Raw genomic sequence first — 24,860 nt, 5'->3', positions numbered from 1 at the left:
AGGGTGCGACTACAGCGACACGTCCGTCTCGATGTCTTCGGTGGCGTCGCGTAAGCCGTCGCGACGGGCGTCCTCGGCCAGTCGCGCCGAGAGGTCCGAGTCGGTGAGCAGTTCGGTGAACTCCGTGCGGAAGCGGTCGTTCGCGCGGGTCGCTTCGAGTTGCGTCTCGACCACGCGACGGGAGTGCCGCACCGTCTCCACCTCCGTCCCGAGTTCGGCGGCGCACGTCTCGTCGTCGGCCCCCGACCGGACGAGCGACCGGAGTTCGGCGAACTCGAACGGCGCGTCGGTGTCGCCGTCGCGAATCAGGTGGAGGTCCATCCGGGCGGTGAACACGGCCGCCGCGTCGGCGTCCGCGTCGAGGGCGGCGGCGAGTTCGGCGTCGGTGTCGCCGTCGAAGAACCCGCGGACGACGCGGTGTAAGTCGGCGGGTTCGAGGTCGGTCTCGAACTCGTACCGCTCTCGCATCGCCGCGACGAGTCGGGCGACGCGCGCGTTCGCCCGTTCGTCGTCGGCGTCGTCCGTCAGCGACCCGCGGGACTCCTCCTGCGCCTCGGTCACGGTGTCGCCCCCCGTCGTCTCGACGAATATGTCTCTCAGGTGTGCCGTCTTCTCGTCCATGAACAGATACTACACCGTCCGTGGCTACAAAAGCTTACTGAATATTCGAGTGAACCATACGACGGCGGCGACCGAGACGGCGTCGCGACCGGCGAACGGCCTTCGTAAACCGAACGACTAATAGTGGTTTACGAGACACGACGAGGCATGGCTACGAACACCGATTCGGTCGAACTCGTCGGCGACGCCGTCGTCGGCAACGTCGCGCGCGCGGCGTTGTTCGCGGCGCTCACCGGCGCGTTCGCCTTCGTCTCGTTCCCGAACCCTATCTCGCCCGTGCCGGTGAGTCTCCAGGTGTTGGGGGTCTTCCTCGCCGGAATCTTCCTCGGTCCCGTGTGGGGCGGCGCGTCGATAGCGCTCTATCTCGTCGCCGGCGCGGCGGGTGCGCCAATCTTCGCCGGCGGGCAGGCCGGACTCGGCCCGTTGTTCGGCTACACGGGCGGCTTCCTCTGGTCGTACCCCGTCGCCGCCGCCCTCGTCGGCGTCGCCGTCCACGGGACGTCCGAGTTGCGTGACCCCGCGGAGGTCGGACTCGGCCGCCTCGTCGGCGGGATGGTCCTCGGAACCGTCGTCATCTACACCCTCGGTACGCTCGGGTTCTCCATCGTCCAAGACGTGGGACTGGTCGAAGCGTTCGTCGTCAGCGCCCTCGCGTTCGTCCCGTTCGAGGCCGTGAAGATAGCCGCCGCCGTCGGCGTCGTCAGAAGCGACGCCGCCGCGGCGGAGTAGCGGAGAACAGACAGTTCGCGATGACCTCACGATGACCCTGCGATGACCATCCGCACCGAGTCGCTCGTCCACCGCTACGGCGACAGCGTCGCCGTCGACGGGGTGAGCCTCGCTATCGACGACAGCGAGTTCGTCGTCCTCGCGGGCGCGAACGGGTCCGGCAAGACCACCCTCGTCCGGCACTTCAACGGCCTCGTCGAACCCGACGCGGGCGAGGTGTCCGTCAACGGTCGGTCGGTCCCGGAGAACCTCGTCGCCGCACGGACGGCCGTCGGGATGGTGTTTCAAGACCCGAGAGACCAGTTCGTCGCCGCGACGGTGGGGGCGGACGTGGCGTTCGGGCCGGAGAACCTCGGCCTCCCGCGACCCGAGATAGACCGACGAGTGAGCGACGCACTCGACGCGGTGAACATGGCGGGGAGAGACGACGAGCGAATGGACGAACTCTCCGGCGGCGAACAGGAACGCGTCGCCATCGCGGGCGCACTCGCGATGCGCCCCGACCACCTCGTGTTGGACGAACCGTTCACCGGGTTGGACGCCCCCGCCCGCGACGCCGTGGTGGACCGTCTCGAATCCCTCCACGGCGCGGGAACGAGCGTCGTCGTCGTCACCCACGACGTGCGTGACCTCCTCGCCGTCGCCGACCGCGTCGTCGTACTGTCGAGTGGCCGCGTCGTCGTCGACGAGACGCCCGACGCGGCCGTCGAGCAGTTAGAAGCGCACGACGTCCGCGCCCCGCGCCGATGCTGACCTACCGCCCCGGCGACTCGCTTGCGCACCGTCTCGACCCGCGGACGAAACTGCTCGTGCAGGCCGCCTTCGCCGTCGCGGCGTTCGCGCACACGACTCCCCGTGGACTGGCCGTCTTCACCGTCCTCACCGCCGGATTCCTCGCCGCCGGGCGCGTCTCGCCGGTGGACTCGCTCCGCGGGTTCGCCCCGGCGCTTCCGTTCGTCGTCCTCGCGCCACTCGTCTCCGTGGTCACCGTCTCGCCGCCCGGCGTGGACCTCGGCGCGGCCGTCGACCCCGCACTCGCCAGCTATCGCGTCCTCCTCGTCCTCCTCGTCTCGGCCGTCTACCTGCGGACGACGCCGGTCAGAGACTCCCGGGCGGCCGTCGAGCGACTCGTGCCCGGGAAGGCGGGCCGGTTCTTCGGCGTCGGCGTCGCCCTCGTCTTCCGCTTTTTCCCCGTCCTCCTCGCGGACCTCCGACGCGTCCGGGAGGCGTCGGCGGCGCGACTAGGAGACCAGCGTTCGCTCCGGGACCGAATCCGTATCGTCGGCACCGCGGGCGTCCGCCGGGCCTTCGCTCGTTCGGACAGGCTGGCACTCGCCCTCCGCGCGCGCTGTTTCGCGTGGAATCCGACGCTTCCGGACCTCCGGTTCTCTCGGCGGGACTATCCCGTCCTCGCGTTCGGACTCCTGCTCGTCGCGTCGGTGTTCGTCTGACCGCCGTGCGGCGTCCGATTCCTCGTCGGATACCCCCGCCGCGGGTGACAAGATTTAACCGCTCAGTTTCCGCCCAATAAACTATGATACTCTTGCAGTCGGAACCGACTCGGGAGACGTTCTGGACCATCTCTCCGGTGGGTGAGGTGGTCTTCTACGCCCTCTCCGCGATGGCCGTGCTCGTCTTCCTGTACGGCGTGTACGAACGCTTCGCGCGCTACACGGAGGGCGAGGCGGACGCCTTCGACCGACTCGACGACCTGCCCGGGCGAATCCGTCGGGCTTCCCGCGTCGTCCTCTCGAACGAGAAGCAGTTCGACCGTGACCTGTACGGCGGCGTGATGCACGCGTTCATCCTCTGGGGCTTTCTGACGCTCCTCATCGGGACGACCATCCTCGCCATCGACATCGACTTCTACCGGCGAATTACGGGCGAGTCGTTCTTCGTCGGCGACTTCTACCTCTCGTACTCGTTCGTCATGGACGCCCTCGGCTTCCTGTTCGTCGTCGGCGTCGGCATGGCCATCTACCGCCGCTACGTCGTCCGCGAGGAACGCCTCTGGGGCAAACACACCGGGTTCGAAGACGACATCTTCGTCTGGACGCTGTTCGTCCTCGGCGTCGGCGGCTACGCCTTAGAGGCCCTGCGCATCGTCGGCACCGAGTTCCCCGAGTGGGAGACGGTGTCGTTCGTCGGCTACTTCGTCGCCCTCGTCTTCGACGCCGGCGGGATGACCGCCGGGATGGCCGAGACGCTCTACTGGGCGGGGTGGTGGTCCCACGCCATCATCGCCCTCGGCTTCGTCGCGTTCGTCCCCTACGCGAAGCCGTTCCACATGATATCCTCGTTCGCCAACGTCGTCACCGCCGACGAGAAGGCCGGTAAGCGCCTTCCGGGCGTCCCCGAGGACGAGAGCCCCGACGAAATCGGCTACACCTCCATCGACGACCTGTCGTGGCGGCAACTCCTCGACACCGACGCCTGCACGAAGTGCGGTCGCTGTTCGTCGGTCTGTCCCGCGAAAGCCTCGGGTCGGAACCTCGACCCGCGGGACGTCATCCTCGACCTGAAGCGCTACCGCGAGGAGTTAGACGCGGGAGAGACCGACGAAATCGACATCGTCGCGGACGGCGGCACCTCGGTCATCGCGGCCGAATCGATGGAGTCCTGCATGGCCTGCATGGCCTGCATGGACGCCTGCCCCGTCGACATCGAACACCTCAGCCACTTCACAGAGATGAACCGCCGTCTCACGGAGACGGGCCAGCAACAGGAACCCGTTCAGGAGGCGATGATGAACATCTTCCAGAACGGCAACGCGTTCGGCGACCCGGCCCGGAAACGCCCGGACTGGACCCGTGACCTCGACTTCGAGGTGCCCGACGCCCGCGAGGAGGACGTGGAGTTCCTCTGGTACGTCGGCGACTACCCCTCCTACGACGAGCGAAACCGCCGCGTCGCGCGGTCGCTCGCCCGCCTGTTCGAACTCTCGGGCGTCTCCTACGGCATCCTCTACGAGGACGAACAGCACGACGGCAACGACGTGCGCCGCGTCGGCGAGGAGGGCCTGTACGAGATGCTCGTCGAGGACAACGCCGCGGCCGTCCACGACTGCGAGTTCGACAAAATCGTCTGTACGGACCCGCACTCGTACAACACGTTCCTGAACGAGTACCCCGAACTGGACCCCGAGTTCGACTACCCCGTCTACCACTACACGCAGGTGGTCGAATCGCTCGTGGAGTCGGACCGTGTCGGCCTCGACGGGTCCGAGATAGACTACACCGTCACTTACCACGACCCGTGTCACCTCGGGCGGTTCAACGACGAGTACGAGGCCCCCCGCGAAATCGTCCGCGCGACGGGCGCGACGCTGGCGGAGATGCCCCGCAATCGCTCCGACTCGTTCTGCTGCGGTGGCGGCGGCGGCGGCCTCTGGATGGAACAGGACGAGGAGACGAAACCGAGCGAGGAACGCCTGCGCGAGGCACTCGAAGACACCGCCGCCGGGAGCGCCGTCGAGAAGTTCGTCGTCGCCTGTCCGATGTGCGCGACGATGTACGAGGACGGGCGGAAGACCGGCGACTACGAGGACGACATCGAGATAATCGACGTGGCCGAGTTGCTGGTGGAAGCGTTGGAGTCGAAACGCGACGCGTCGGCCGCAGGCGACGAGACGACGTCCGCGACGGCCGACTGAGCGCGTCTGCTTTCGTGTTCGGCGTGGGTTTGGGTTCGACGCAGGCTCAGAGCCACCGCCAGAGCGTCCGCGCGTCGGAGACCGCGAAGGCGACTCCCGGAGCGAGGAGTACCCACCCGACGTACGAGAGCGGTGCCGGACGAGCGAGCGCGAAGACCGCACCGAGCGAGAATGCGACGATTGCAACCGCGCGGCTAAACAGCCACCACAGCGGGATTCCGGGGCCGAGGCCGGCGAACAACTCCGAGAGCGGAGACACGAGCAGGTCGAACAGGAGGGAACTCACGGAGGGATATGTCGTCTGGTAAGAAATAATAGTTCCGAGGACTGTACGAACGGACGCCTCAGTCCTTCTTGTACTCTTTCTTGAACCCGCGGAACTCCGTGCGGTGTGCCTCCTCGTCGCCGAGAAGCGTGACCGCGAGGTCCTCCGTGACCGGGTCGTTCGCCTCTTCGGCGGCGTCGATAAGGTCGCGGTACGTGGAGATTGCGTCCTCTTCGGCCGCCAGAACGCCCTCGATGACCGAGATGACGTTCGTACTGTCTTCGGGCGGTTGAAGGTCCATCTGGCTGGCCTCGAACGACGCCGACCCCGGCGGTTTCTCGTCGAGTTGCTTCAGGCGGTTGCCGATCTGTTCGGCGTGACCGAGTTCCTCTTGGATGTCCGCCTTGAGCGACTCCTTGATCTCTTCGGCGCGGACGCCGTCCAACACGATGGAGTTCGTCATGTAGTTCATCACCGTCTCCAGTTCGTCGAGGTACGCCTTCTTCAGGAGGTCCGTGACCTGTTGATTCGTCATCACCAGTACCTCCGTTCGGAGGAGACAAATAGGTGGTCCCCGCGGAAGGGACGGTCGTTCTCGGAGACGAGTCAGTCGAGATATTCGACCAGTTCGACGACGTATCCGTCGGGGGCTTCGACGAACGCGACGTGGGCGTTCACCGGGTCCACGTCGAACGGTTCGCGGACCACCGGACAGTCCGTCGCGGCCACGAGACTCGCGAACGCCTCGTCGGCGTCGTCGACTTCGACCGCGACGTGGTCGATACCGGCCGGTTCGACCGGTTCGTCTCTCTCGGGGTCGTGTTTCAACTGGAGTTCCGCGTCGTCACCGTCGCCGACGTAGACGTTTCGGACGCCGTTCAGCGTGAACTCGCCCGTCTTCGAGAGGCCGAGTTCCGCGTAGAAATCGAGCGTCTCGTCTACGTCGGTCACGTCGAGAGCCGTGTGGATGAAACCCATACCGTCCGGTCGCGCGTCGGCCGCAAGTAGCCACCGTCGAAGGCAAGTCGCTCGACCCGACCCGGCCGAGGACTGATTACCGCGGCGGCGAATCTGTCATCCGTGTCACGAGTTCGCGAGTCAGAACTGGCGTGGACGGAGACCGAACACGGACGGACGCAGTTTCGGCGCAAGAAACTCGGTTCGGCGTCGGAGGCGGAGACGTTGGGAGCGAGTCTGTACGAACTCCCGCCGGGAGCGTCGTCGTGGCCGTACCACTTCCACACGGGTAACGAAGAGGTCGCGTACGTCCTCTCGGGAACGGGCGTGGTCCGAACCCCCGACGGCGAGGAGTCGATAGCCGCGGGCGACTTCCTCGCGTTCCCCGCCGACCCGTCGGGAGCGCACCGCCTGCGAAACGACGGCGAGGAACCGCTTCGCTACCTGATGGTCTCGACGATGCGGGACCCGGACGTGAGCGTCTATCCGGACTCCGAAAAAGTGGGTGTCTTCGCGGGCGCGCCGCCGGGCGGAGACGGCGAGCGGACCGTGTCGGGGTACTTCAAGCGGGAGGACACGGTGGATTACTGGGAAGACGAACCCTGAAGCAGTCGGGGGCGCGAGAGTACCGGCGGACAGTCCATCGATACGCACACGCCACGCGGGAACGGGGGCAGTTGGGCGGGTCGATAGCGGTCCGTGCTCGGTGTCGAGTGCGTCACGCGAGGGCGGTCTGGATGTCGCTGATGACGTTCCGCGCGGGGCCGCGGTCACGCGACGGTGCCCGGTGCTCGACGTAGTCGCGAAGTGTCTCGACGAGACACTCCAGTTCCTCGGAGTCGAAGTCGTCGCCGTCTTCGAGACGTTCGAGGAGCGATACAGCGGTCTCGGGGTCGTCGCCGTCCTGCACCGCATCCTCGATGGCCGACAGGAGAGCGGCGTGGAGCGCCCACGCCTCTTCGACGTCGAGGTCGAGTGCAGTCGAACTGTTGTGGGCCGAAGCGGTCATTGTCTGCCTCCGATTAGTCGTACGGTCTGTCAGGTATAAACCGTGCGCCCTATTGGCACAGTCCGCGCACGGGCGGCAAAGATTGACGTTCGGCCCCGAGAACCGCTATCAGGTGCTCTCGTCCGAACTACGGACGTTGTTTTTGTGACGATTGACAGTGAATAGAGAACGTTTCGCACGGATACACGAACGGGTCCCTCCCGTGAGGTAGAGACGGCTCGAAGGCCGGAACCCCATCCTACTCACTGCCATTCCAACGGTTCGAGCAGCCAAGCTACTCGAAGGCTGGAATGCCAGTGAGGTCCGCCCCGATGACGAGCGTGTGGATGTCGTGCGTCCCCTCGTAGGTGTACACCGTCTCCATGTTCGCGAGATGTCGCATCGGCGAGTAGTCGGTGGTGATGCCGTTGCCGCCGAGAATCTCACGGGCCGTCCGCGACACCTCGCGGGCCATCCGGACGTTGTGTCGCTTCGCCATCGACACGTGCTGATGGCGCAACTCGTCGCGCGACTTCAACTCCGCGAGGCGGTAGGCCATCAGTTGCCCGTTCGTTATCTGCGTCGCCATCTCCGCCAGTTTGTCCTGTTGAATCTGGAAGCGCGCGATGGGGCCGCCGAACTGGTCGCGGTCCTTCGCGTAGTCGAGTGCGGCCTCGAACGCGTCGCGAGCCGCGCCGACGACGCCCCACGAGATACCGAACCGGGCCTGCGTGAGACAGGACAGCGGACCCTTCATCCCTTCCACGCCCGGGAGGACGTTCTCCTCGGGCACCCACACGTCGTCCAGTCCGATTTCGCCGGTGACGGACGCCCGCATCGACAGTTTGTCGTCTATCTTGTTCGTCGTCACGCCGTCGCGGTCCGTCTCGACGAGGAAGCCCCGGACGGGCGAATCGTCCGCGGAGGTGTCGCGCCCCCAGACGACGGCCACGTCGGCGATGGGCGAGTTCGTTATCCACGTCTTCGACCCGTTCAACACGAAGCCGTCGTCGTCGCGTTCCGCGCGCGTCTGCATCCCCGACGGGTTCGACCCGTGTTCGGGTTCCGTGAGGCCGAAACAGCCGACGGCGTCGCCGGTTCCGAGGTCAGGGAGCCACCGCTCTTTCTGCTCCTCGGACCCGAACGCGTAGATGGGGTACATGACGAGTGCGCCCTGCACGCTCGCCATCGACCGGAGACCCGAGTCGCCCGCCTCTAACTCCTGCATCAGGATACCGTACGCGCGGTCACCGACGCCGGGGAGTCCGTAGCCGTCTATCGTCGGCGCGTAGAAGCCGAGTTCGCCCATCTTCGGGACGAGGTCCATCGGGAACGTGCCGTTCTCGAAGTGCTCACCGATGTCTGGTTTGACCTCCTCTTCGACGAAGCGCCGCGCCTCGTCGCGAATCATCCGCTCTTCTTGCGTGAGGTCCGCCTCCAATCCCAGATAATCGAGCATGAAGGTTGCTCGGTCGCACGGCGACAAAAGGTGTTCGTTCGGTCGCGGGAGACGCGGGCGTCGCGGAGGCGGCAACGGAGACGGAGTCGGCTCCAGAGGCGGGAACGGTCAGGCCGCCGCTTCGGCGTCGGCGCGGACGCGACGCGCGTAGGCGACGAAGTTGTCGAACAACTGCTTGGCCTCGCAGGCAGCGTCGTAGTTCTCCGCGTTGATGCCGTCCAGCACCGACCGGATGCGTTCGTCGGGCAGGTCTTTCCCCTTCGTGACGGCTTCGGCGGTGGTCGTGTCGTACTCGGGGTGGAACTGGACGCCCCACGCGTGGCCCTTTCGGAAGGCGTGGACGCCGTACTCGTTCTCCGCGAGGAGTTCGGCCCCCTCGGGCAGTTCGGTGACGGCGTCCGAGTGCGTCGTGAAGACGAGGAAGGAGTCGCCGATTCCCTCGAACAGTTCGCTGTCCGCCGTCTGCGACACCTCGCGGTAGCCGATTTCGTACTCGCCCATATCGGCGACCTGACCGCCGAGGGCGGTGGCGACGACCTGATGGCCGTAACAGACGCCGAGAATCGGAACGTCGCGTTCTGCGGCGTCGCGGACGTACGTCACGAGCGGTGGGATCCACGCCTCGTCCCAGTACACCGACGCGCGCGACCCGGTGACGACGACGCCGTCGAAGTCGAAGTGCGAGGGGAGTTCCCCCTCGGTGGCGTCGAACTCGGCCAAGTCGGCGTCGAGTTCGCGGCGGAAGTTCCGTCTGGTGTTCGTGTCGCCGTGCGAGGCGTCCAGTAAGGCGAACCGGAGTCTCTCGTCTCCCTGACTCATTATCGGTGCAACGAGGGGGGGTCAAAAGTGCGTTGCGCTCGCGACGTGTCCTGCCGCTCTCGCGGTCGGTCCCCTCCTCAGGCGTCCGCGAGGAAGCCGAGGAGTTCGTCGTTCACCGGTTTCGACCGTTCGACGTGAACGAGGTGTCCCGCGCCCTCGACGCCGACGAACTCCCCGCGCGGGAGGGCATCGGCGAGTTCGCGGCCGCGGTCTGCGGGCCAGACGGCGTCTTCGAGTCCGTGGACGACGAGCGTCGGCGTCGTCACGCGGTACGGTTCGGCGAGCGAGTAGTCGGCGACGGCGGCGGCCTGCGCCTCCCACGCCGCCCGGGCGGCGTCCTCGTCGCTCCGCCACGCCACCATCTGGCGGACCGCGTCGGGGTGCGCGTCGACGAACTCCGCGGAGAGCGCCCGTTCCAGCGAGCGTTCGAGCGTCTCGGGGTCCTCCGGCGACCCGTACAGCGGTTCTAAGTCGAGGTCGGCACCCGACGCGCCCGACCCGAGACAGACGAGTCGGTCCACGCGACCCGACGTGCGCGCCGCTTCGAGTCCGACGAGGCCGCCGAGTCCCGCGCCGACGACGGTCGCAGAGCGGAGTCCGGCGTCCGAGAGGACGCTCACGAGGTCGGAGACGAGGTCCGGAACCGAGTACGGACCGGGCGGGGCGTCCGACCGACCGGCACCGCGGACGTCGGTGACGACGCTCTCGTACGGACCGGCGACGGCGGCGTGTTGCCAGCCCCACTGCCACGCGCCGTACCCCACGTCGCCGACGAACACCACCGGGTCGCCCGCGCCCGCACGTTCGTAGTAACACGAGACCCCGTCGTTCGTAGCCACAGGCATGCCCGTCAGTCGGCGAGTCACACCCTTATCGGCACCGACACGGTCTCACTGCGTCTGCAGGGTCCAGTCGTCCGCCTCGTCGTCGTACGCTAACACGCCGTGAAAGAGCGTCTTGAGCGTGTGCACCGTCGCCGGGTCCTGCGTCGTCGGGTCGAGCAGGAACAGTCCGGTCGCGTCGAGCGCGTCGATTCGACCGGTGAGAACGTGGAGGAACCGGTACAGCGTCTCTAAGGAGACGTACTGAAGCATGAGCGTGAGCGAGTCCAGCGAGACGGCGACGGCGTCGTCCGTCTCCCCGAACGCGGTCAACTGCTTCGTCGCCTGCATCCCGATTCCGGTCAGGTCCGCGGGACTGGAGACGGTTTCGACGGTGAGTCCGGCGGGCGGGTCGCCGCCGAACTCGTCGCGCGTGGTGACGACGGCGGCCGTCTCCGGCGGAGCGCCGAGCGCCTCGGACCAGTGTTCGTACCATCGGCGAGGCGTACGAGAGAAGCAGATTCCGAGGACGGAGACGCGGTCGGCGTCGCCGACGAGCAGTCGCTTGCACGCCGCGTCCGTCCCGGAACGAAACTGCGGGCGGAGGACGAGCACGGAAGAGAGGTCACGCGTCTCGCGGGTCACTCGGTCGGAGAGCTCCATACAGTTATCTAACCAATCAAACAGATGTTCTTAAGGTTTGCTCTGACAGCAACCGGCCGAACTCGCCGTCGATTCCAGCGAGTGCAGACCGAACCTCGGCGGGACGCGCCTACGCGTCCAGCACCTGCCGGAGGACGTTCGGCGTCTCTTCGAGGACGTCGTCGAGAGCGTCGACGTCCGGGCCGCCGCCCTGTGCGAAGTCCGGCGGGCCGCCGCCGCCGCCGCCGACGCGTCCGGCGAGTTCGCCGACGACTTCGCCCGCGTTGATACTCACGCCGTCGGGCACGCCGACGACGAACTGGGCGCTTCCGCCCGCCGCAGACCCGAGAACGGCGACTTTCCCCTCGTCGACGATGGCGTTGGCCGTCGCGCGGAGTTCGTCGGCGTCCCCGTCCAGTCGCTGGACGACGGCCGGCGTCCCGTCGATGTCTATCTCCTCCGTCTCGGCGGCGGCGCGCGCCTCCGCGAGTTCGGACTTCAGTCGGTCGATGGTCTTTCCTCGGTCCTTCCACTCGGTGAAGAACCGCTCGGCCGTCGCGGGCACGTCCTCGGGAGTCACGTCGAGGACGGACGCCGCCTCGTACAGCGAATCCTCGGTGGCCTGCGTCGCCGAGATGGCGGCGTCACCGGCGGCGAAGACGATGCGCTCGATACCGTCCTGGACGGGTTCGGTCGTCAGAATCTTGATGGCTCCGATGTCGCCCGTCCGCCTGACGTGCGTTCCGCCGCAGGCCTGCACGTCGGACCCGACGGTGATGACGCGGATGTTCCGTCCCGGCGGGATACCGCCCTGATACAGGTCGAAACCGTACTTCTCCTGGGCCTCGTGACGGTCCGGCCACTCCTGTTTCACCGCGAGGTTCTGCATCACGATGTCGTTTGCGACCTGTTCTATCCGTTTGACCTCCTCGCGCGAGATTCGCTCGTAGTGGGTGATGTCGAAGCGGGCGCGGTCGGTGCCCTTCTGCGCGCCGGCCTGACGGACGTGGTCGCCGAGGACGCGCCGGGCGGCGTGTCCGACGACGTGCGTCGCCGTGTGGTGTCGCATCAGTCGACGGCGGCGTTCCACGTCGAGTTGCCCGCGGACGAACTCCCCCTTTCCGGGGTCGGCGTCCGCCCGGTGCAGGACGACGCCGTCGCGAATCTGTACGTCGGTGACTTGCACCGTCGCGTCGTCCGTCGAGAGCGTCCCGTGGTCGGCGGGTTGGCCGCCGCCCTCGGGGTAGAACATCGTCTGGTCCAAGACGACGTCGAAGCCCTCCTCGCGTTCGATGACGTCCAGGACGACGGCCTCGAACTCGGTTCGCTCCTGGTCGTCGTAGTAGAGTTTCTCCGTGTCGGGCAGGTCCGCGAGTCGCTCCTCGCGTTCTTCGGCCGCCTCGGACGCCCCCTCGCCCTCGTGTCGGTCCGCGACGAGCGAGTAGAAGTTGTCCGGGACGTCGACGGTGGCACCGCGCGCCTCGGCGATGTCGCGCACCATGTCGGGTTGGATGCCGTGGCTGTCGTACAGTTCCACCAGGTCGTCCAGCGGAATCGACTCGTCGGAGTCGGCGTACTCGTCGGCCAGCGACTCCACCCGCCGCGTCCCGCGTTCGAGCGTCTCGCGGTACTTTCGCTCCTCGGTGCGGACGATGTCGCGGATGGTGTCTCGGTTCTGGTAGTCGAGACGCTCGGCCTGCATGTCCACCAGTTCGTCGAGGGGCGCGTCGACGCCGACGTTGTCGACCAGTCGCTTCGTCCGGCGAAGCACCATTCGGGCGAGGTAGCCCGTCCCGACGTTCGAGGGGACGATGCCGTCGCCGAACATGTACGCGAGCGTTCGGCAGTGGTCCGCGATGGCGTAGATGTCTTCGAGGGGCCGCAGGAGACTGGTGAGTTCCTCGGCGTCGACGCCGAGTTCGTCGGCGATGCCGACGCGCGCCTCGTACACGTCGTCGACTTCGTCGATGTCGAGGTAGCCCGAGAGTTTCGCGGCGCGGTGGACGAGTTCCTCCTCCTCGTCGGTCATGGAGACGCCCGCGTTCTCTTTCAAGAACTGTATCATGTCGGGGTACACCGCCTCGTAGACGGTGGCGGTGCCCTGCGACACCCACGCCCAGCGTTCGAGTCCGTAGCCGGTGTCGACGATGTAGGTGTCCATCGGCGAGTACCGGTTGCCGTCTTTCATCTCGTACTCGCCCTCGGGGTCCTGTTCCATCGACATGAAGACGAGCGTGGCGAGTTCGGCGCCGCGGTAGAGCACCTCGAACGCCGGACCGGCGTTGCCGCCGCCGACCCATGGGTCCTCGATGTACGTTATCTCGGAGACGTCCGCGCCCATCGACTCGAAGAACTGGTCGCAGAGTTCGACCGTCTCGTCCTTCCAGTACACCTCGCCGGAGTAGGCGTACTCGTCGCCCACCTCCTCGCGCGCGTTGAACGCGTGGTGCGCCATCATCTCGAACGCCATCGTGTGTCGGCCCGTCTTGCCGACGTTGTCGATGTCTTGCATCCGGATGCAGGGCTGTGAGATGGTCAGCGGGTTCGCCGGCGGCGGCGTCTGTCCGCTGGTGACGAGCGGCTGGAAGTCGTAGATAGACGCCTGCGTCAAGAGCACGTCGTCGCGCCAGCGGTTCGCCGCGACCGGGTAGGGTTCGATTCGCTCGTGACCGTGTTCCTCGAAGAAAGAGAGGAACTTCTCGCGCATCTCTTCGAGCGTGTACTCCTCGTCGAAACCGGGGTTGTCGATGAAGGAGTAGTCGTCCGCGGGCGGTTCACCGCACGTCTCGCGGTCGGGGTCTCGCGTCCAGAAGTACGCGTCCGTCACGGGACACTGCTTCCGGTAGAAGCCCTCCTCCTCGAAATAGTCGAGGCGGTACTCCTCTTCGAGTTCGCTCATTACCCCAGATTGACCCACCGTCGGGTAAAACAGTTCCGGGTGTGCGGGACACTGACCGTCGATTTCGGGGTCGTGCGCGACCACCGACACGGTCCCTCGCGACCACCGACACTGCTACCATCGTCCCGCGCGTCTCCTCTCGCATGGAGATTCGTTCGTCGATTCGGCGTCGCCCCGCCGTCGAGTGGGTGGCGTGGGTCGTCCTGTCGGAACTGGCCGGAGTACTCGGCGGCGTCGCGACGGCGTCGGCGGTACAGACGTGGTACACGACGCTCGTGCAACCGGCGTTCGCACCGCCGAACTGGGTGTTCGGCCCCGTCTGGACGACGCTGTACGCCCTCATGGGGACGGCGGCGTTTCTCGTCTCTCGGTCGTCGCACCCGCGCGCGAACGTCGCGCTGTACGCCTTCCTCGGCCACCTCGTCCTCAACGTCGCGTGGTCGCTGGCGTTCTTCGGCCTCCAGTCGCCGCTGTACGGCCTCGTCGTCATCGTTCCCCTCCTGGCGGCCATCGTCGTCGTGACGGGACTGTTCGCCCGCATCGACCGCCGCGCGGCGGCGCTCATGCTCCCCTACCTGGCGTGGGTGTCGTTCGCGACGCTTCTGAACTACCGGTTCTGGGTGCTGAACTGAGACCGCCCGCCCGCGTCCGTGCGAGACGGCGACACGTTCCGGGAGAACGTGCCGCAACTATTATATGAATCCTGAATATTCCTTAGTCAGATTGCCGTGCGAGGAAGAGAACAAGCGCGATTCGCCGTCGACGGTTCGGACGGGAGCGGAGGCGAAGCGCTCGATTTCCAGACACCGGCGACGACGCTGACCGTCGAAGACGGGAGCCGTTCCGTCGACGTGGTGGTCGTCACGGACCCGGCGTGCGAGGTGGACGACGACGTCCCCGCCCTCTGTTACGCCGACTGTGACCCCGCGGACGTCCTCCATCCCGAACGCTTCGAGGCGTTCGTCCGCGAGGGCGACGACGACGCACTCCGGACCCAGTTGCGGTGGATTCTCGCACGCGCGGACCACTCCCCCGACCGAGAGACGCGACTCAGACGACTCTACGAGGGGAGTTCGGCGCTCATCTCCGCGAAGACGACGGCCGAACTGTTCGACCGAACCATCGACATCGCCGACCGAATCCTCGCGTTCGACAACTCCTCCGTGTGTATCGACGTCGGCGGCGGCTTCCGCGTCCGCGCGAGCGACGGCGACTACGGCGACGACGAACTGATTCCGCTGGACAAGGGCATCCTCGGGAAGACGTACCAGACGGGACGGCCGCACCTCGTCAACGACGTCCGCACGGACGAGACGGCCAAGCCGGGCAGAGACGAGTTCCGGTCCGCCATCAGCGTCCCCATCGGCGACATCGGCGTGTTCCAGGCCATCTCGACGGAGGTGAACGCGTACGACGAGACGGACCGCCAGTTGGCGGAACTGCTGGTCTCTTACACCGCCGAGACGGCCGCCCGAATCGAATCGGAGAACGCGCTCCGCGAGAGTCGCAGTCGCGTGGAGGCACTGCACCGGGGCACCGTCGAACTCGCCGCCGTCACCGACCTCGACGAACTGTTCGAGCGAACCGTCGCCATCACCGACGAGATTCTCTCGTTCGACCTGAGCTACGTCGGTATCGTCGAAGACGGGGCTATCTGTCCCGCCGCGATGTCCGAGGGGTTCCCCGACGACGGCGCGGAAGTCAAGCCCCTCGAAGAGGGCGGCGTCGCCGCCGACGTCTACCGAACCGGCGAGACTCGACTCATCAGGGACATGGCCGAGGCCGACGACGCCGACCCGGTGAAGACGACGTATCGCTCCGGGCTGAGCGTCGCCATCGGCGACTTCGCCGTGTTTCAAGCCGCCGCGTACACTCCCGAGGCGTTCTCGGAGGCGGACGCCGAACTCACGGAGGTGCTGATGGCGCACGTCGCCGTGACGGCCGAACGGATTCGCGCCGAAGGCGACCTCAGAGACGAACGCGACCGGTCGACGGCGCTCTTCGACCACGTCTCGGACGCCGCCGTCCTCTACGAGGTCGACACGGCGTCCGGCGGCGCACACGCCCGGAACGTCAACCGCGCGTTCGAGTCGCAGTTCGACTGCCGCGCCGTCGACGTCGTCGGCGAGGACGTCGTCGACGAACTCGTCCCTCCGGAGGACGACGACCCGCCGGAGTTACGCGTCGCCGACGGCGAGAGCTACAGAGGCGAAGTACGGCGTCTCGCGGACGGTGACGTCCGCGACTACATCCTCGACGTCGTCCCACTGGAGACCGACGGCACCGACGACTCCGGCTACGCCCTCTACACGGACATCACGGAGCGAAAGCGGCGCGAAGCCGAGTTAGAACAGCAGAACGAGCGGTTAGAGGAGTTCGCCAACATCGTGAGCCACGACCTGCGGAACCCCCTCGCCGTCGCGCAGGGACACCTCGAACTCGGCCGCGAGATGGACCGGACGGAGTCGTTCGAGACGGTCGCCGACGCGCTGGACCAGATGGAACAACTCATCGACGACCTGCTCTCGCTGGCCAGACAGGGCGAAGTCGTCGGCGAGACGGACACCGTGGACGTGGTCTCGGTCGCACGGCAGGCGTGGGGAACCGTCGAGACGACGCGTGCGGCGTTGGAGACGGAAGCGACGAGGACCGTCGAGGCGGACGTCGACCGCCTCGCCGAACTGTTCGGTAACCTCTTTCGGAACGCCGTGGAACACGGTTCCACGGGCAACCGGACGCAGTCCGATGACGCCGCGGACTGCGAGTCCGCGAACCCACCGTCCGGCGACGACGTCACCGTCACCGTCGGGTCCACCGAGACGGGCTTCTTCGTCGCGGACGACGGGCCGGGAATCGCGGCCGACCGACGCGACGCCGTCTTCGAACCCGGCGAGACCACCGGCGACGACGGCATCGGCTACGGACTCGCCATCGTCTCGCGCATCGCCGACGCCCACGGGTGGTCGGTGTCGGTGACGGAGTCGGCGTCGGGCGGCGCGCGCTTCGAGTTCGACGTGGACTGAGACCGAGAGAAGGGCGTCCGGTGTCGGGCGATGCGAGTAGGGCGGGCGGCGCGGGTCAGTTCTCGCTCGCGGCGGCCAGCGACGCGAGCAACGCTTCCAACTGGACCTGCTCGTTCGCGCCCTCGGTGATGCGGTAGTCCGCCTCGCCGATGCGTTCCATCAGTCGAACGGTCGCGCGTTCGTCCAACTCGAAGTCCCACACCGAGCGGTGGAGTTGGTCGATGATGTCGCCGCCGGCCATTCCCGTGTCCACGAGGAGCGTCTCCAGTTTCGACCGCGCGGCGAGGAACTCGCCGTCGATGGCCGACTGGACCATCTCCTCGATGTCTTCGGGTCGCGCCGTCGAGGTGATGAGGTAGACGGCCTCCTCGTCGACGACGTCGCCCGTCGTCGCCGCGGCCTGCAGGGAGTTGATGGCGCGGCGCATGTCGCCGCCGGCGGCGTAGACGAGGGCGTCGAGGCCGTCTTCGGTGAGTTCGATGTCCTCGGCCGCGGCGATGTCTCTCACCTGTTCGCGCACGGCGTCGTCGCCGAGCGGTGAGAACCGGAACACCGCACACCGCGACTGGATGGGGTCGATAATCTTCGAGGAGTAGTTACACGAGAGGATGAAGCGCGTGTTGTCGGAGAACTGCTCCATCGTCCGGCGGAGGGCGGACTGCGCGTCCGAGGTCAGCGAGTCCGCCTCGTCCAAGAAGATGATGCGGTAGTCGTACCCGCCGAACGAGGACCGCGCGAAGTTCTTGATTCGGTCGCGCACCACGTCGATACCGCGTTCGTCCGAGGCGTTCAGTTCGAGGAAGTTGCCGCGCCAGTCGTCGCCGTAGACGGCGCGGGCGATGGCCGTCGCGGAAGTCGTCTTCCCGACGCCCGCGGGTCCTGCAAAGAGCAGGTGGGGCAGGTCGTCCTGTTCGATGTACGACCGGAGACGGCCGACGATGTCGCCTTGGCCGTACACGTCGTCCAGCGTCTGCGGTCGGTACTTCTCGATCCAGATTTCGCGACCCGTGGGGGCGTCCTCCGCGTCCGCGGCCTCGCTCATACGCTGTTCACGGTCCCGGCGAGTGATAAAGCACCCGCGTTGCGTCTCGGACCGTCGGCGAAGCGAGTCGTCGGAGGCGCAGAGCGAAACGGAGAAACCGCCGCCGCGGCGAGAGACGGTATGCACGTCACCGTCGAAGTCGTCGGCGAGGAGACGCACGACGTCTCGGTGGACGACGACGGCACCTACGCCGACCTCGTCCGCGCCGTCGACCTCAGTCCGCACGAGGTGTCCGTCCTCGTCGACGGGTCGCCCGTCCCCGAGGACCAACCCGTCGAAGTCGACCGCGTGAAGGTGCTTCGCCTGATAAAGGGCGGCGCGCCGTAAGCGCGACCGGTCCGGAGTCTGGTACCGCGGACGCACTCCCGGAGGACGTTCTTCAACGTTCAGCGTTTCGTGAACGTATGAACACGGCCACGACCCCCCTCGACTTCGAGTTGCCGAACGTCGGACGCGGTCCGGAGACGTACTCGCCCGCCGACTCGGACGCCGACTACCTCGTTCTCTTGCTCCAGCGAGACTACTACTGTAAGCTGTGTCGGCGACAGGTACAGGCGGTCAAGCGTCGCTACGACGAGTTCGAGGCGCGGGACGCGGAAGTCGTCTCGGTCGTCCCCGAACCCGCCGAACGGACGGCCAAGTGGCAACAGTCGTACGACCTGCCGTTCCCCCTCCTCGCCGACGAGGGGAAGTCGGTCGGCGACGCGGTGAACCAGCCCGAACGGTTCGGCGTCCTCGGGAGCCTTCACGACCTGGTGGGACGGATGCCGGAGGCACTCGTCGTCGACGCCGACACCGGGGCGGTACTGTTCGACCACGCGGGCGACAGTCCCGGCGACCGCCCCGAGATAGACGAGTTGCTGGCGGCCATCCCCGAGTAACCGAGACGTTGAACCGCGCCGGCGACGAACGCCGACCGTGACGGAGATTCGTCTCGCCCGCGCCGACGACGTGGATGCGGCGACCGAGTTGCTGGACGCCGCGATGCTCGAACTCGACCGAGCGGCGATGGCCCGCCGCGTCGAGAACGAGAGCGTTCTCGTCGCCGAGAGCGGGGAGCGAATCGTCGGCGTCTGCGTGTTGGACGTCGGCGACGGCACGACGGAGATTTCTCAAATCGCCGTCCATCGCTCCCGCAGAGCGCGGGGTGTCGGCCGGGCGTTGGTCGAATCGGCCGCCGAGACGACGGCTCATCCGCTGACGGCGACGTTTCGCCCGCAGGTGCGACCGTTCTACGAAGCGCTGGGGTTCGCCGTCGAACCGGTCGAAGGAGAGTCGAACCGGTTCCGCGGCGTCCTCAGATGAGGGGGGCGACCAGTTCGCGGCCCGCTTCGAGGAGTTCGCGGACGCTGTCTTCGCTCTCGGCCTCGGCGTAGACGCGCATCATCGGTTCCGTGCCCGACGGGCGGACGAGGAGCCACGAGCCGTCTTCTAAGAGGAGTTTGAAGCCGTCGAGCGTGACGACTTTCGCGATGTCTCGCCCCGCGACCTGTTCGGGGAGTTCGTCGTCTAAGTCGTCGATGACGCGGCCCTTCTCGGAGTCGGGGCAGTCCAAGCCAATCTTGTCGGCGACAATGTCGCCGTGGGTATCCAGCAAGCGGTCGACGCGTTCGTCCATGGGTTCCTCCGCGACTGCCGCCGCGCCGAGCAGTCCCATGAGGACGCCGTCCTTCTCGCGGACGTGCCCGCGGATGGAGAAGCCGCCGGACTCTTCGCCGCCCATCAGCGCGTCGTGTTCTTTCATCGCGTCGGCGACCCACTTGAAGCCGACAGCCGTCTCGAACACCTCTTCGCCGTGTGCTTCGGCGATGCGGTCGATGAGGAACGTCGTCGAGACGGTGCGGATGGCCGGACCCGAGTCAGACTCCAGCATGTAGTCGTAGGCGGCAGCGAAGAACAGGTTCTCGTCCAAGTGGCCGCGGTCGGGCGTGACGAAGGCGACGCGGTCGGCGTCGCCGTCGTTCGCCACGCCGAGGTCGGCGTCGTGTTCTTCGACCGCTTCCACGAGGGGTTCGAGGTTTTCGGCGCTCGGTTCCGGCGGCGTCCCCCCGAAGTTCGAGTCGCGTTCGTCGCGGATGCTCACGACCGTTGCGCCGGCGGATTCGAGGAGTGCGCTGGTGACGCCGCGACCGCTCCCGTGCATGGCGTCGTGGACGACGGTGAGTCCCGAGAGGTCCGCGTCCACGAGTTCGCGGGCGTGCTCGAAGTGCGGCGTCACGATGTCGACTTCCGCTATCGTGCCGCGTTCGTCTTCGGGCAGGAGGTCCGGTTCGGCGAGTCGTTCGACGATGGCCTCCGTCACTTCGGGGAGTGCGGGCGCGCCGTCCGAGGGGATGAACTTGACGCCGTTGTACTCCGCCGGGTTGTGCGACGCCGTCACCATGAGCGCACCCGAGAGGCCGCGGTCGGCGATGGCGTAGGCGACGAGCGGCGTCGGGTAGTCGCGTTCCGGAAGGAGCACGTCGAACCCGTTACCCGCCAGAACCTCGGCCAGCGACTCCGCGAACCCCCGAGACGTGTCGCGGGCGTCGTAGCCGACGAAGACGGGGTCGTCGAACCCCTCGTCCGCGAGATAGTCGGCTACGGCCTGCCCCACGATACGGAGTCTGTCGTCCGTGAACGTGTCGAGCGTCGCGCGCCACCCGTCGGTGCCGAAAGAGATAGCGTCCATACCGAGAAGGTCACCGGCGTCGGTCAAAAAGGTACGCCGTCGGCGGACGAATCCGGGCGCACCGACCGAAGCCAACGGCCTTTTGCTCGCTCGCCACCCTACTGTGCCCAATGACCAGTATCGTCGCCGTCTGCGGAAGCAGGCGAGAGGGGAGTTACACGAAGAAGTCGCTCGAAATCGTCCTCGACGCCGCCGCCGAGGCGGGCGCGGAGACCACGATGCTCGACCTCGGCGACGTCGACCTTCCGCTGTACCACCCCGACGAAGACGAACAGGGCGACTCCGAACGTCTCACCCGACTCCTCCGCGAGGCGGACGGCGTCGTCATCGGATCGCCCGTCTACCACGGGTCGTACTCCTCGACGTTCCGCAACTTCCACGACTACTGCTCGAAAGACGAGTTCGAGGAGACGGCCGTCGGCTTGCTCGCCACCGCCGGCGGCGGGTCCTACGGCGCGACGCTCGAACACATGCGAAGCACCGTCCGCGGCGTCCACGGACACGTCGTCCCCGAACAGGTCGGCGTCCGCGGCGCGTACGACGTGTACGACGGCGACGAACTCACCGACGAGGACGTCCGTCGCCGTCTCGTCTCGCTGGCCGAATCGGTCGTCGACGAGGCGCGGCGTCTCCACCCCGAGACGGTCGACGCCGCCCGCGCGGACGACTGAATCGGTCAGTCGTCGACGAGTCGTCGCTTCTGAGGGCGCGATAGCTGTTTTATCTCGTACTCGCGCGACATCGCCGCCGACCGCGACTCGAACGACTCGGTGTAGACGAGTTCGACCGGCGTCCGCCCGCGGGTGTACTTCGCGCCCTCGCCGGCGTCGTGTTCTGCGACCCGCCGCGCGACGTCCGTCGTGTAGCCCGTGTACAGCGAGTCGTCCGCACAGCGGAGCACGTAGACGTGGTGTTCACCCATGGTCTCACTCGACTTCGAACGTCTCCACCACGTCCGCGAGGCGGGCGCTGTCGGGGACGGCGTGGCTCACCGTCAACGGTGAGACGCTGACGGACGCGTCCACCATCGCCCGGCGGTCGCTGCCGACGGGGTAGCGTTCGCGGTGTCGCTCCGCGACGGGGAACGGGTTCTCCCACCCCACGGCGTCGGGCCACGTCCGGTCCGAGAGTTTCACGCGGTGTTCGTCCGGCCCCAGTTCGTCGTCTTCGACCCGTTCGACCTGCTGGCCGTACTCGTGGTACGGTTCCGTGAGGATGACGGGCGGGTTCGGCGAGTCGACGGGCGCGTTGACGTTCAACAGGTCCACCTCGTCGTAGACGCCCGCGTCGAGGGCGCGTTCGACCAAGCCGGTGGCGACGCGGGCGGGACGAGAGAAGTCGTACTCCTCGGGCGGCGAGAGGAAGAAGTCCGTCGAGTGGTACGCGGAGACGGCGAGGGCGGGCGTGCCGAGGAACGCGGCTTCGATACCCGCGCCCACGGTGCCGGAGCGTCCGACGACGTAGTTGCCCGCGTTCGGGCCGTCGTTGACGCCGGAGACGACCACGTCGAACTCGGTGTCGAGGCCGCCGAGACCGTACGCGACGCAGTCGGCGGGCGTGCCGACCAGTCGGTAGCCCCACGGGTGGTCTCGGACCACGGCCGTGTGGTTACGCGTGCGGCCGACGCCGCTTTGGTTCTCGTCGGGTGCGACGACGGTCACCTCGCCGAGGGCCGTCAGTTCTTCGCGAAGCGTCGCGATGCCGGGTGCGTCGATGCCGTCGTCGTTCGTCAGGAGGATCGAGTAGCCGTCGCTCATCGAATAGGTGAGCGTTCGCGGGAGGCTAAGTAGCGTTTCTGGTGTGAGCCGAAACGGAACCGGCCGCGTGGTTTCGCGCCGGTTACGTTGACAGGGGTACGGCTTCGCGTGGTGGTCTTTCGTCCGCTTCAGTGGTCATGCAGTGCGGGTTCGTTGCCGTGCGACCTCCGCGATACCCGCGTTCGCCGAACAGTTCGGACAGGCCAGAAGCCGTCCTTCACCGTCCGTGAACACGCGCGCGAAGCGTTCAGACACGTGCGACCCGCAGTGGTCGCAAGTTGGCATGGTTGAATTCCGGCAGCCACCACGTGTGCCGGTAGCATTCAGTACGGACGCCACCCACTTAGGGCTTCGCGCGCGTGCGCGTTGAGTGTCGAAACGTCCACGAAGGGGGGTTCGAATCGGACGAACGTCTGTTAAATTACACGCCGGCCGCACGAGACGAGAGCCGGCGTGCGGGTGCCGACGACCGTCACGACTCCTCGGTGGCGGTTCGTGCGTCGTGGACCGCGCGGGCGACGAGTCCGGCCTGCGCCCCCGCGACGAATCCGGCGTCGACGTTGACGACGGAGAGGACGGTACAGGACTGGAGCATCCCCATGAGGGCCGCGTCGCCCTCGCCGCCGTGGCCGTACCCCGTCGAGACGGGAAGCCCGATGACGGGGGTGTCGACGAGGCCGGCCACCACCGTCGGGAGCGCACCCTCGCGACCCGCGGCGACGACTGCCACGTCCGCCTCGCGGAGCGTCTCCAGGTTGTCGAGGACGCGCCCGAGGTGGGCGACGCCCACGTCTTCGACGCGCGTCACCGTCGCACCCATCTCCCGCAAGATGACCGCCGCTTCGCCCGCCGCTTCGGCGTCGGATGTGCCGCCGGTGGCGATGGTGACTGTCGCGTCGAGCGTCGGCGAGTCGAACTCCGGCGCGTGTACCACGAGCGTCCGCGCCCGTTCGTCTCTGTCGAACGTCGCGTTCTCGTCGAGGGCGTCGACGACGGCGTCCACGTGTGACTCCGCCGCCCGCGTCAGAATCGCTCTTCCCGTCGAACGGACGGCGGCGACGGCGATTGTCGCTGTCTCGTCGGGAGTCTTTCCGTCCGCCAGAATCGCCTCGGGGACGCCGCGTCGCGACTCTCTCGCCGCGTCAAAGCGGCCCGCGTCCGTCGTCGTGTACCCCGTGAGACGCACTTCGGCCTCTTCCGGAGTGAGTTCGCCTGCCGCGACGTCCTCTAGAACATCTCGCATGAGCGTGCGTTCGCGCCCGTTCCCCACCTACCTATCGTTTCGGGCCGACGACGGTCGACTCGAACGAAAAATCAGGGAAACGAAGGATTCGACCCCTCCAGACCCTCGTTCAAAGCGTCTGCCCCTATGCGCCCTCCCGGTATATAAATCCGTCCCCTCCGAAAGGCCATATACTACGAGTAGGGGCTGAGAGGCGGCTGATTTGGGAAATCTTATTAAGTAGGCCTTAGAAAGGAGGGTTGTATGGCAGACCTTATTGTCAAGGCAGCCGTCAAGGAAGCGCTCAACGACAAGAACGTCGCTTCTGACTTCTACGACGCGCTCGACGAGGAAGTGAAGGAACTGCTCGAAGATGCCGCCCGCCGTGCGGAAGAGAACGACCGGAAGACGGTCCAGCCCCGCGACCTGTAAGCCGGGTTTCTAACTCACCTTTCTTTTAGCCGACTCCGCCGACGAGTTGCGACACCGGGGAGACGCCGAGAGAGGACGAGAGAGAACCGTCGAGAACAGCGCGTTCGAGCCTCAGCGACGCACGTCGACGCCGTCGTCGGTGCCGACGTACGCCTCGTCGGCGAGTCCGACGAACAGGCCGTGTTCGACGACGCCCGGCGTCGCCGACAGGTCGGCCGCCAGCGACGCGGGGTCGGCGATTCGACCGAACTCGCAGTCGAGGACGAGGTTACCGTTGTCGGTGACGACGGGGCCGTCCTTTCGCTCCGCGCGGCGGAGTTCCGGGTCGCCGCCGAGTTCCTCGACGGCCCCGGCGACGACGGTTCGCGCGTCGGGGAGCACTTCGAGCGGTACCGACCGGTCCAGCGTCTCCGCCACCTTCGAGGGGTCGGCGACGACGACGAACCGACTCGCCGCGGCGGCGACTATCTTCTCGCGGGCGTGCGCCGCGCCGCCGCCCTTTATCAGGTTCAGGTCGGCGTCGAGTCGGTCCGCGCCGTCGATGGCGATGTCGACCGATGCCACCTCGTCCAACGAGGCGAGTGGAATACCGACGTCGCGGGCGAGTTCGCGCGAGGCGAACGACGTGGGGACCCCGCGAACGTCGAGTCCGCCGTCGACGGCCCGTCCGAGCGCTCGGATGGCGAACGCCGTGGTGCTTCCCGTGCCGAGTCCGACCGTCTCACCGGAGGAGACGAGTTCGGCCGCCCGTTCGGCCGCCCGGCGCTTCTGGTCGTCGCTGCCGCCCGTCGTCTTCATACGCGAGGCGTCGGCGCAGGCGGGCACAAACCTTCCGCTCTCACTCGGTGTTTTGGTGCTGGC

Annotated in this window: 29 protein-coding genes; 12 read left to right on the top strand and 17 right to left on the bottom strand. The window is 67.0% G+C overall.

Annotation, left to right across the window (positions count from 1 at the left end):
- Positions 1-9: 9 nt before the first annotated feature.
- A complete protein-coding gene (locus tag BM282_RS01725; RefSeq protein ID WP_089876196.1) occupies positions 10-621 on the bottom strand; it encodes a conditioned medium-induced protein 4 in 612 nt (203 codons plus the stop codon).
- A 147-nt stretch (positions 622-768) separates the two neighbouring features.
- On the opposite strand from BM282_RS01725, the gene BM282_RS01720 reads away from it, so the two are divergent.
- From BM282_RS01720 to BM282_RS01705, 4 genes are all read left to right on the top strand, one after another.
- Positions 769-1,350, top strand: a complete 582-nt coding sequence (locus BM282_RS01720) for a biotin transporter BioY (protein ID WP_089876194.1) — start codon at positions 769-771, stop codon at positions 1,348-1,350.
- A 42-nt stretch (positions 1,351-1,392) separates the two neighbouring features.
- Entirely contained in the window at positions 1,393-2,103 is a 711-nt protein-coding gene (locus tag BM282_RS01715; RefSeq protein WP_089876192.1) for an energy-coupling factor ABC transporter ATP-binding protein, read from the top strand.
- Positions 2,097-2,801: an energy-coupling factor transporter transmembrane component T family protein gene (locus BM282_RS01710; protein WP_089876189.1), complete on the top strand. Its 705-nt coding sequence runs from the start codon at positions 2,097-2,099 to the stop codon at positions 2,799-2,801. The genes BM282_RS01715 and BM282_RS01710 overlap by 7 nt, the downstream gene beginning before the upstream one ends.
- Positions 2,802-2,884: 83 nt before the next feature.
- The gene (locus BM282_RS01705) at positions 2,885-5,002 is read left to right on the top strand and encodes a (Fe-S)-binding protein (RefSeq protein ID WP_089876187.1); all 2,118 of its coding nucleotides are present in this window, start codon (positions 2,885-2,887) and stop codon (positions 5,000-5,002) included.
- Between the two features lie 46 nt (positions 5,003-5,048).
- Here BM282_RS01705 and BM282_RS01700 read toward each other — a convergent pair whose 3' ends face one another.
- From BM282_RS01700 to BM282_RS01690, 3 genes are all read right to left on the bottom strand, one after another.
- Entirely contained in the window at positions 5,049-5,288 is a 240-nt protein-coding gene (locus BM282_RS01700) for a hypothetical protein (RefSeq protein ID WP_089876185.1), read from the bottom strand.
- A 58-nt stretch (positions 5,289-5,346) separates the two neighbouring features.
- Entirely contained in the window at positions 5,347-5,802 is a 456-nt protein-coding gene (locus BM282_RS01695; RefSeq protein WP_089876183.1) for a ferritin-like domain-containing protein, read from the bottom strand.
- Between the two features lie 71 nt (positions 5,803-5,873).
- Positions 5,874-6,245, bottom strand: a complete 372-nt coding sequence (locus BM282_RS01690) for a VOC family protein (protein WP_089876181.1) — start codon at positions 6,243-6,245, stop codon at positions 5,874-5,876.
- A 102-nt stretch (positions 6,246-6,347) separates the two neighbouring features.
- Here BM282_RS01690 and BM282_RS01685 point away from each other — a divergent pair, with 102 nt between their 5' ends.
- Entirely contained in the window at positions 6,348-6,830 is a 483-nt protein-coding gene (locus BM282_RS01685; protein WP_089876179.1) for a cupin domain-containing protein, read from the top strand.
- A gap of 112 nt (positions 6,831-6,942) precedes the next feature.
- Here the strand turns inward: BM282_RS01685 and BM282_RS01680 are convergent, their stop codons facing one another.
- From BM282_RS01680 to alaS, 6 genes are all read right to left on the bottom strand, one after another.
- Positions 6,943-7,233, bottom strand: coding sequence for a DUF7853 family protein (locus tag BM282_RS01680; protein WP_089876177.1), 291 nt, complete (start codon positions 7,231-7,233; stop codon positions 6,943-6,945).
- A gap of 274 nt (positions 7,234-7,507) precedes the next feature.
- On the bottom strand, positions 7,508-8,671 hold the full coding sequence (locus BM282_RS01675) for an acyl-CoA dehydrogenase family protein (protein ID WP_089876175.1): 1,164 nt from the start codon (positions 8,669-8,671) through the stop codon (positions 7,508-7,510).
- A 108-nt stretch (positions 8,672-8,779) separates the two neighbouring features.
- The gene (locus tag BM282_RS01670; RefSeq protein ID WP_089876173.1) at positions 8,780-9,490 is read right to left on the bottom strand and encodes a type 1 glutamine amidotransferase; all 711 of its coding nucleotides are present in this window, start codon (positions 9,488-9,490) and stop codon (positions 8,780-8,782) included.
- A gap of 77 nt (positions 9,491-9,567) precedes the next feature.
- Complete coding sequence (locus tag BM282_RS01665; RefSeq protein WP_089876171.1) at positions 9,568-10,335, bottom strand: alpha/beta fold hydrolase; 768 nt, start codon at positions 10,333-10,335, stop codon at positions 9,568-9,570.
- A gap of 45 nt (positions 10,336-10,380) precedes the next feature.
- Positions 10,381-10,974, bottom strand: a complete 594-nt coding sequence (locus BM282_RS01660; protein WP_089876170.1) for a DUF7504 family protein — start codon at positions 10,972-10,974, stop codon at positions 10,381-10,383.
- Between the two features lie 109 nt (positions 10,975-11,083).
- A complete protein-coding gene (gene alaS / locus BM282_RS01655) occupies positions 11,084-13,852 on the bottom strand; it encodes an alanine--tRNA ligase (RefSeq protein WP_089876168.1) in 2,769 nt (922 codons plus the stop codon).
- 143 nt (positions 13,853-13,995) lie between these two features.
- Here alaS and BM282_RS01650 point away from each other — a divergent pair, with 143 nt between their 5' ends.
- Positions 13,996-14,484 (top strand): TspO/MBR family protein, encoded by a 489-nt coding sequence (locus BM282_RS01650; RefSeq protein WP_089876166.1) that lies wholly within the window; start codon positions 13,996-13,998, stop codon positions 14,482-14,484.
- A gap of 96 nt (positions 14,485-14,580) precedes the next feature.
- The gene (locus BM282_RS01645; RefSeq protein ID WP_089876164.1) at positions 14,581-16,875 is read left to right on the top strand and encodes a sensor histidine kinase; all 2,295 of its coding nucleotides are present in this window, start codon (positions 14,581-14,583) and stop codon (positions 16,873-16,875) included.
- A gap of 55 nt (positions 16,876-16,930) precedes the next feature.
- On the opposite strand, the gene BM282_RS01640 is transcribed toward BM282_RS01645, so the two are convergent.
- Positions 16,931-17,917, bottom strand: a complete 987-nt coding sequence (locus BM282_RS01640; RefSeq protein ID WP_089876162.1) for a replication factor C small subunit — start codon at positions 17,915-17,917, stop codon at positions 16,931-16,933.
- Between the two features lie 120 nt (positions 17,918-18,037).
- On the opposite strand from BM282_RS01640, the gene samp2 reads away from it, so the two are divergent.
- The 3 genes from samp2 to BM282_RS01625 all read left to right on the top strand — a co-directional run bounded on the left by samp2 (position 18,038) and on the right by BM282_RS01625 (position 19,222).
- Entirely contained in the window at positions 18,038-18,244 is a 207-nt protein-coding gene (gene samp2, locus BM282_RS01635; protein WP_089877294.1) for a ubiquitin-like small modifier protein SAMP2, read from the top strand.
- 77 nt (positions 18,245-18,321) lie between these two features.
- Complete coding sequence (locus tag BM282_RS01630; RefSeq protein ID WP_089876159.1) at positions 18,322-18,798, top strand: peroxiredoxin family protein; 477 nt, start codon at positions 18,322-18,324, stop codon at positions 18,796-18,798.
- Positions 18,799-18,835: 37 nt separating this feature from the next.
- Positions 18,836-19,222 carry a GNAT family N-acetyltransferase gene (locus BM282_RS01625; RefSeq protein ID WP_245758263.1) on the top strand — a complete coding sequence of 129 codons (387 nt, stop codon included), beginning with the start codon at positions 18,836-18,838 and terminating at the stop codon, positions 19,220-19,222.
- Here the strand turns inward: BM282_RS01625 and BM282_RS01620 are convergent.
- Positions 19,215-20,588 carry a phosphoglucomutase/phosphomannomutase family protein gene (locus BM282_RS01620; RefSeq protein WP_089876157.1) on the bottom strand — a complete coding sequence of 458 codons (1,374 nt, stop codon included), beginning with the start codon at positions 20,586-20,588 and terminating at the stop codon, positions 19,215-19,217. The two genes, BM282_RS01625 and BM282_RS01620, sit on opposite strands and share 8 nt — an antisense overlap.
- 110 nt (positions 20,589-20,698) lie before the next feature.
- Here BM282_RS01620 and BM282_RS01615 point away from each other — a divergent pair, with 110 nt between their 5' ends.
- A complete protein-coding gene (locus tag BM282_RS01615; protein ID WP_089876155.1) occupies positions 20,699-21,259 on the top strand; it encodes an NADPH-dependent FMN reductase in 561 nt (186 codons plus the stop codon).
- A 5-nt stretch (positions 21,260-21,264) separates the two neighbouring features.
- On the opposite strand, the gene BM282_RS01610 is transcribed toward BM282_RS01615, so the two are convergent.
- The 4 genes from BM282_RS01610 to larB all read right to left on the bottom strand — a co-directional run bounded on the left by BM282_RS01610 (position 21,265) and on the right by larB (position 23,588).
- Positions 21,265-21,510, bottom strand: coding sequence for a GIY-YIG nuclease family protein (locus BM282_RS01610; RefSeq protein WP_089876153.1), 246 nt, complete (start codon positions 21,508-21,510; stop codon positions 21,265-21,267).
- Positions 21,511-21,514: 4 nt separating this feature from the next.
- Positions 21,515-22,345 carry a 5'/3'-nucleotidase SurE gene (surE, locus tag BM282_RS01605; protein WP_089876151.1) on the bottom strand — a complete coding sequence of 277 codons (831 nt, stop codon included), beginning with the start codon at positions 22,343-22,345 and terminating at the stop codon, positions 21,515-21,517.
- 135 nt (positions 22,346-22,480) lie between these two features.
- Complete coding sequence (locus BM282_RS19055; RefSeq protein ID WP_449271683.1) at positions 22,481-22,630, bottom strand: DUF7563 family protein; 150 nt, start codon at positions 22,628-22,630, stop codon at positions 22,481-22,483.
- Positions 22,631-22,817: 187 nt separating this feature from the next.
- On the bottom strand, positions 22,818-23,588 hold the full coding sequence (larB, locus tag BM282_RS01600) for a nickel pincer cofactor biosynthesis protein LarB (RefSeq protein ID WP_089877291.1): 771 nt from the start codon (positions 23,586-23,588) through the stop codon (positions 22,818-22,820).
- A gap of 243 nt (positions 23,589-23,831) precedes the next feature.
- On the opposite strand from larB, the gene BM282_RS01595 reads away from it, so the two are divergent.
- Positions 23,832-23,999: a DUF1931 family protein gene (locus BM282_RS01595; protein WP_006055446.1), complete on the top strand. Its 168-nt coding sequence runs from the start codon at positions 23,832-23,834 to the stop codon at positions 23,997-23,999.
- A 111-nt stretch (positions 24,000-24,110) separates the two neighbouring features.
- On the opposite strand, the gene rpiA is transcribed toward BM282_RS01595, so the two are convergent.
- Positions 24,111-24,797, bottom strand: coding sequence for a ribose-5-phosphate isomerase RpiA (gene rpiA, locus BM282_RS01590; RefSeq protein WP_089876148.1), 687 nt, complete (start codon positions 24,795-24,797; stop codon positions 24,111-24,113).
- Positions 24,798-24,860 lie beyond the last annotated feature (63 nt).

This window comes from Halogeometricum limi, from assembly GCF_900115785.1.
Taxonomy (GTDB): domain Archaea; phylum Halobacteriota; class Halobacteria; order Halobacteriales; family Haloferacaceae; genus Halogeometricum; species Halogeometricum limi.
Note: the sequence above shows the minus strand (reverse complement) of the source record. Positions and strands in the feature narration are given on the sequence as shown.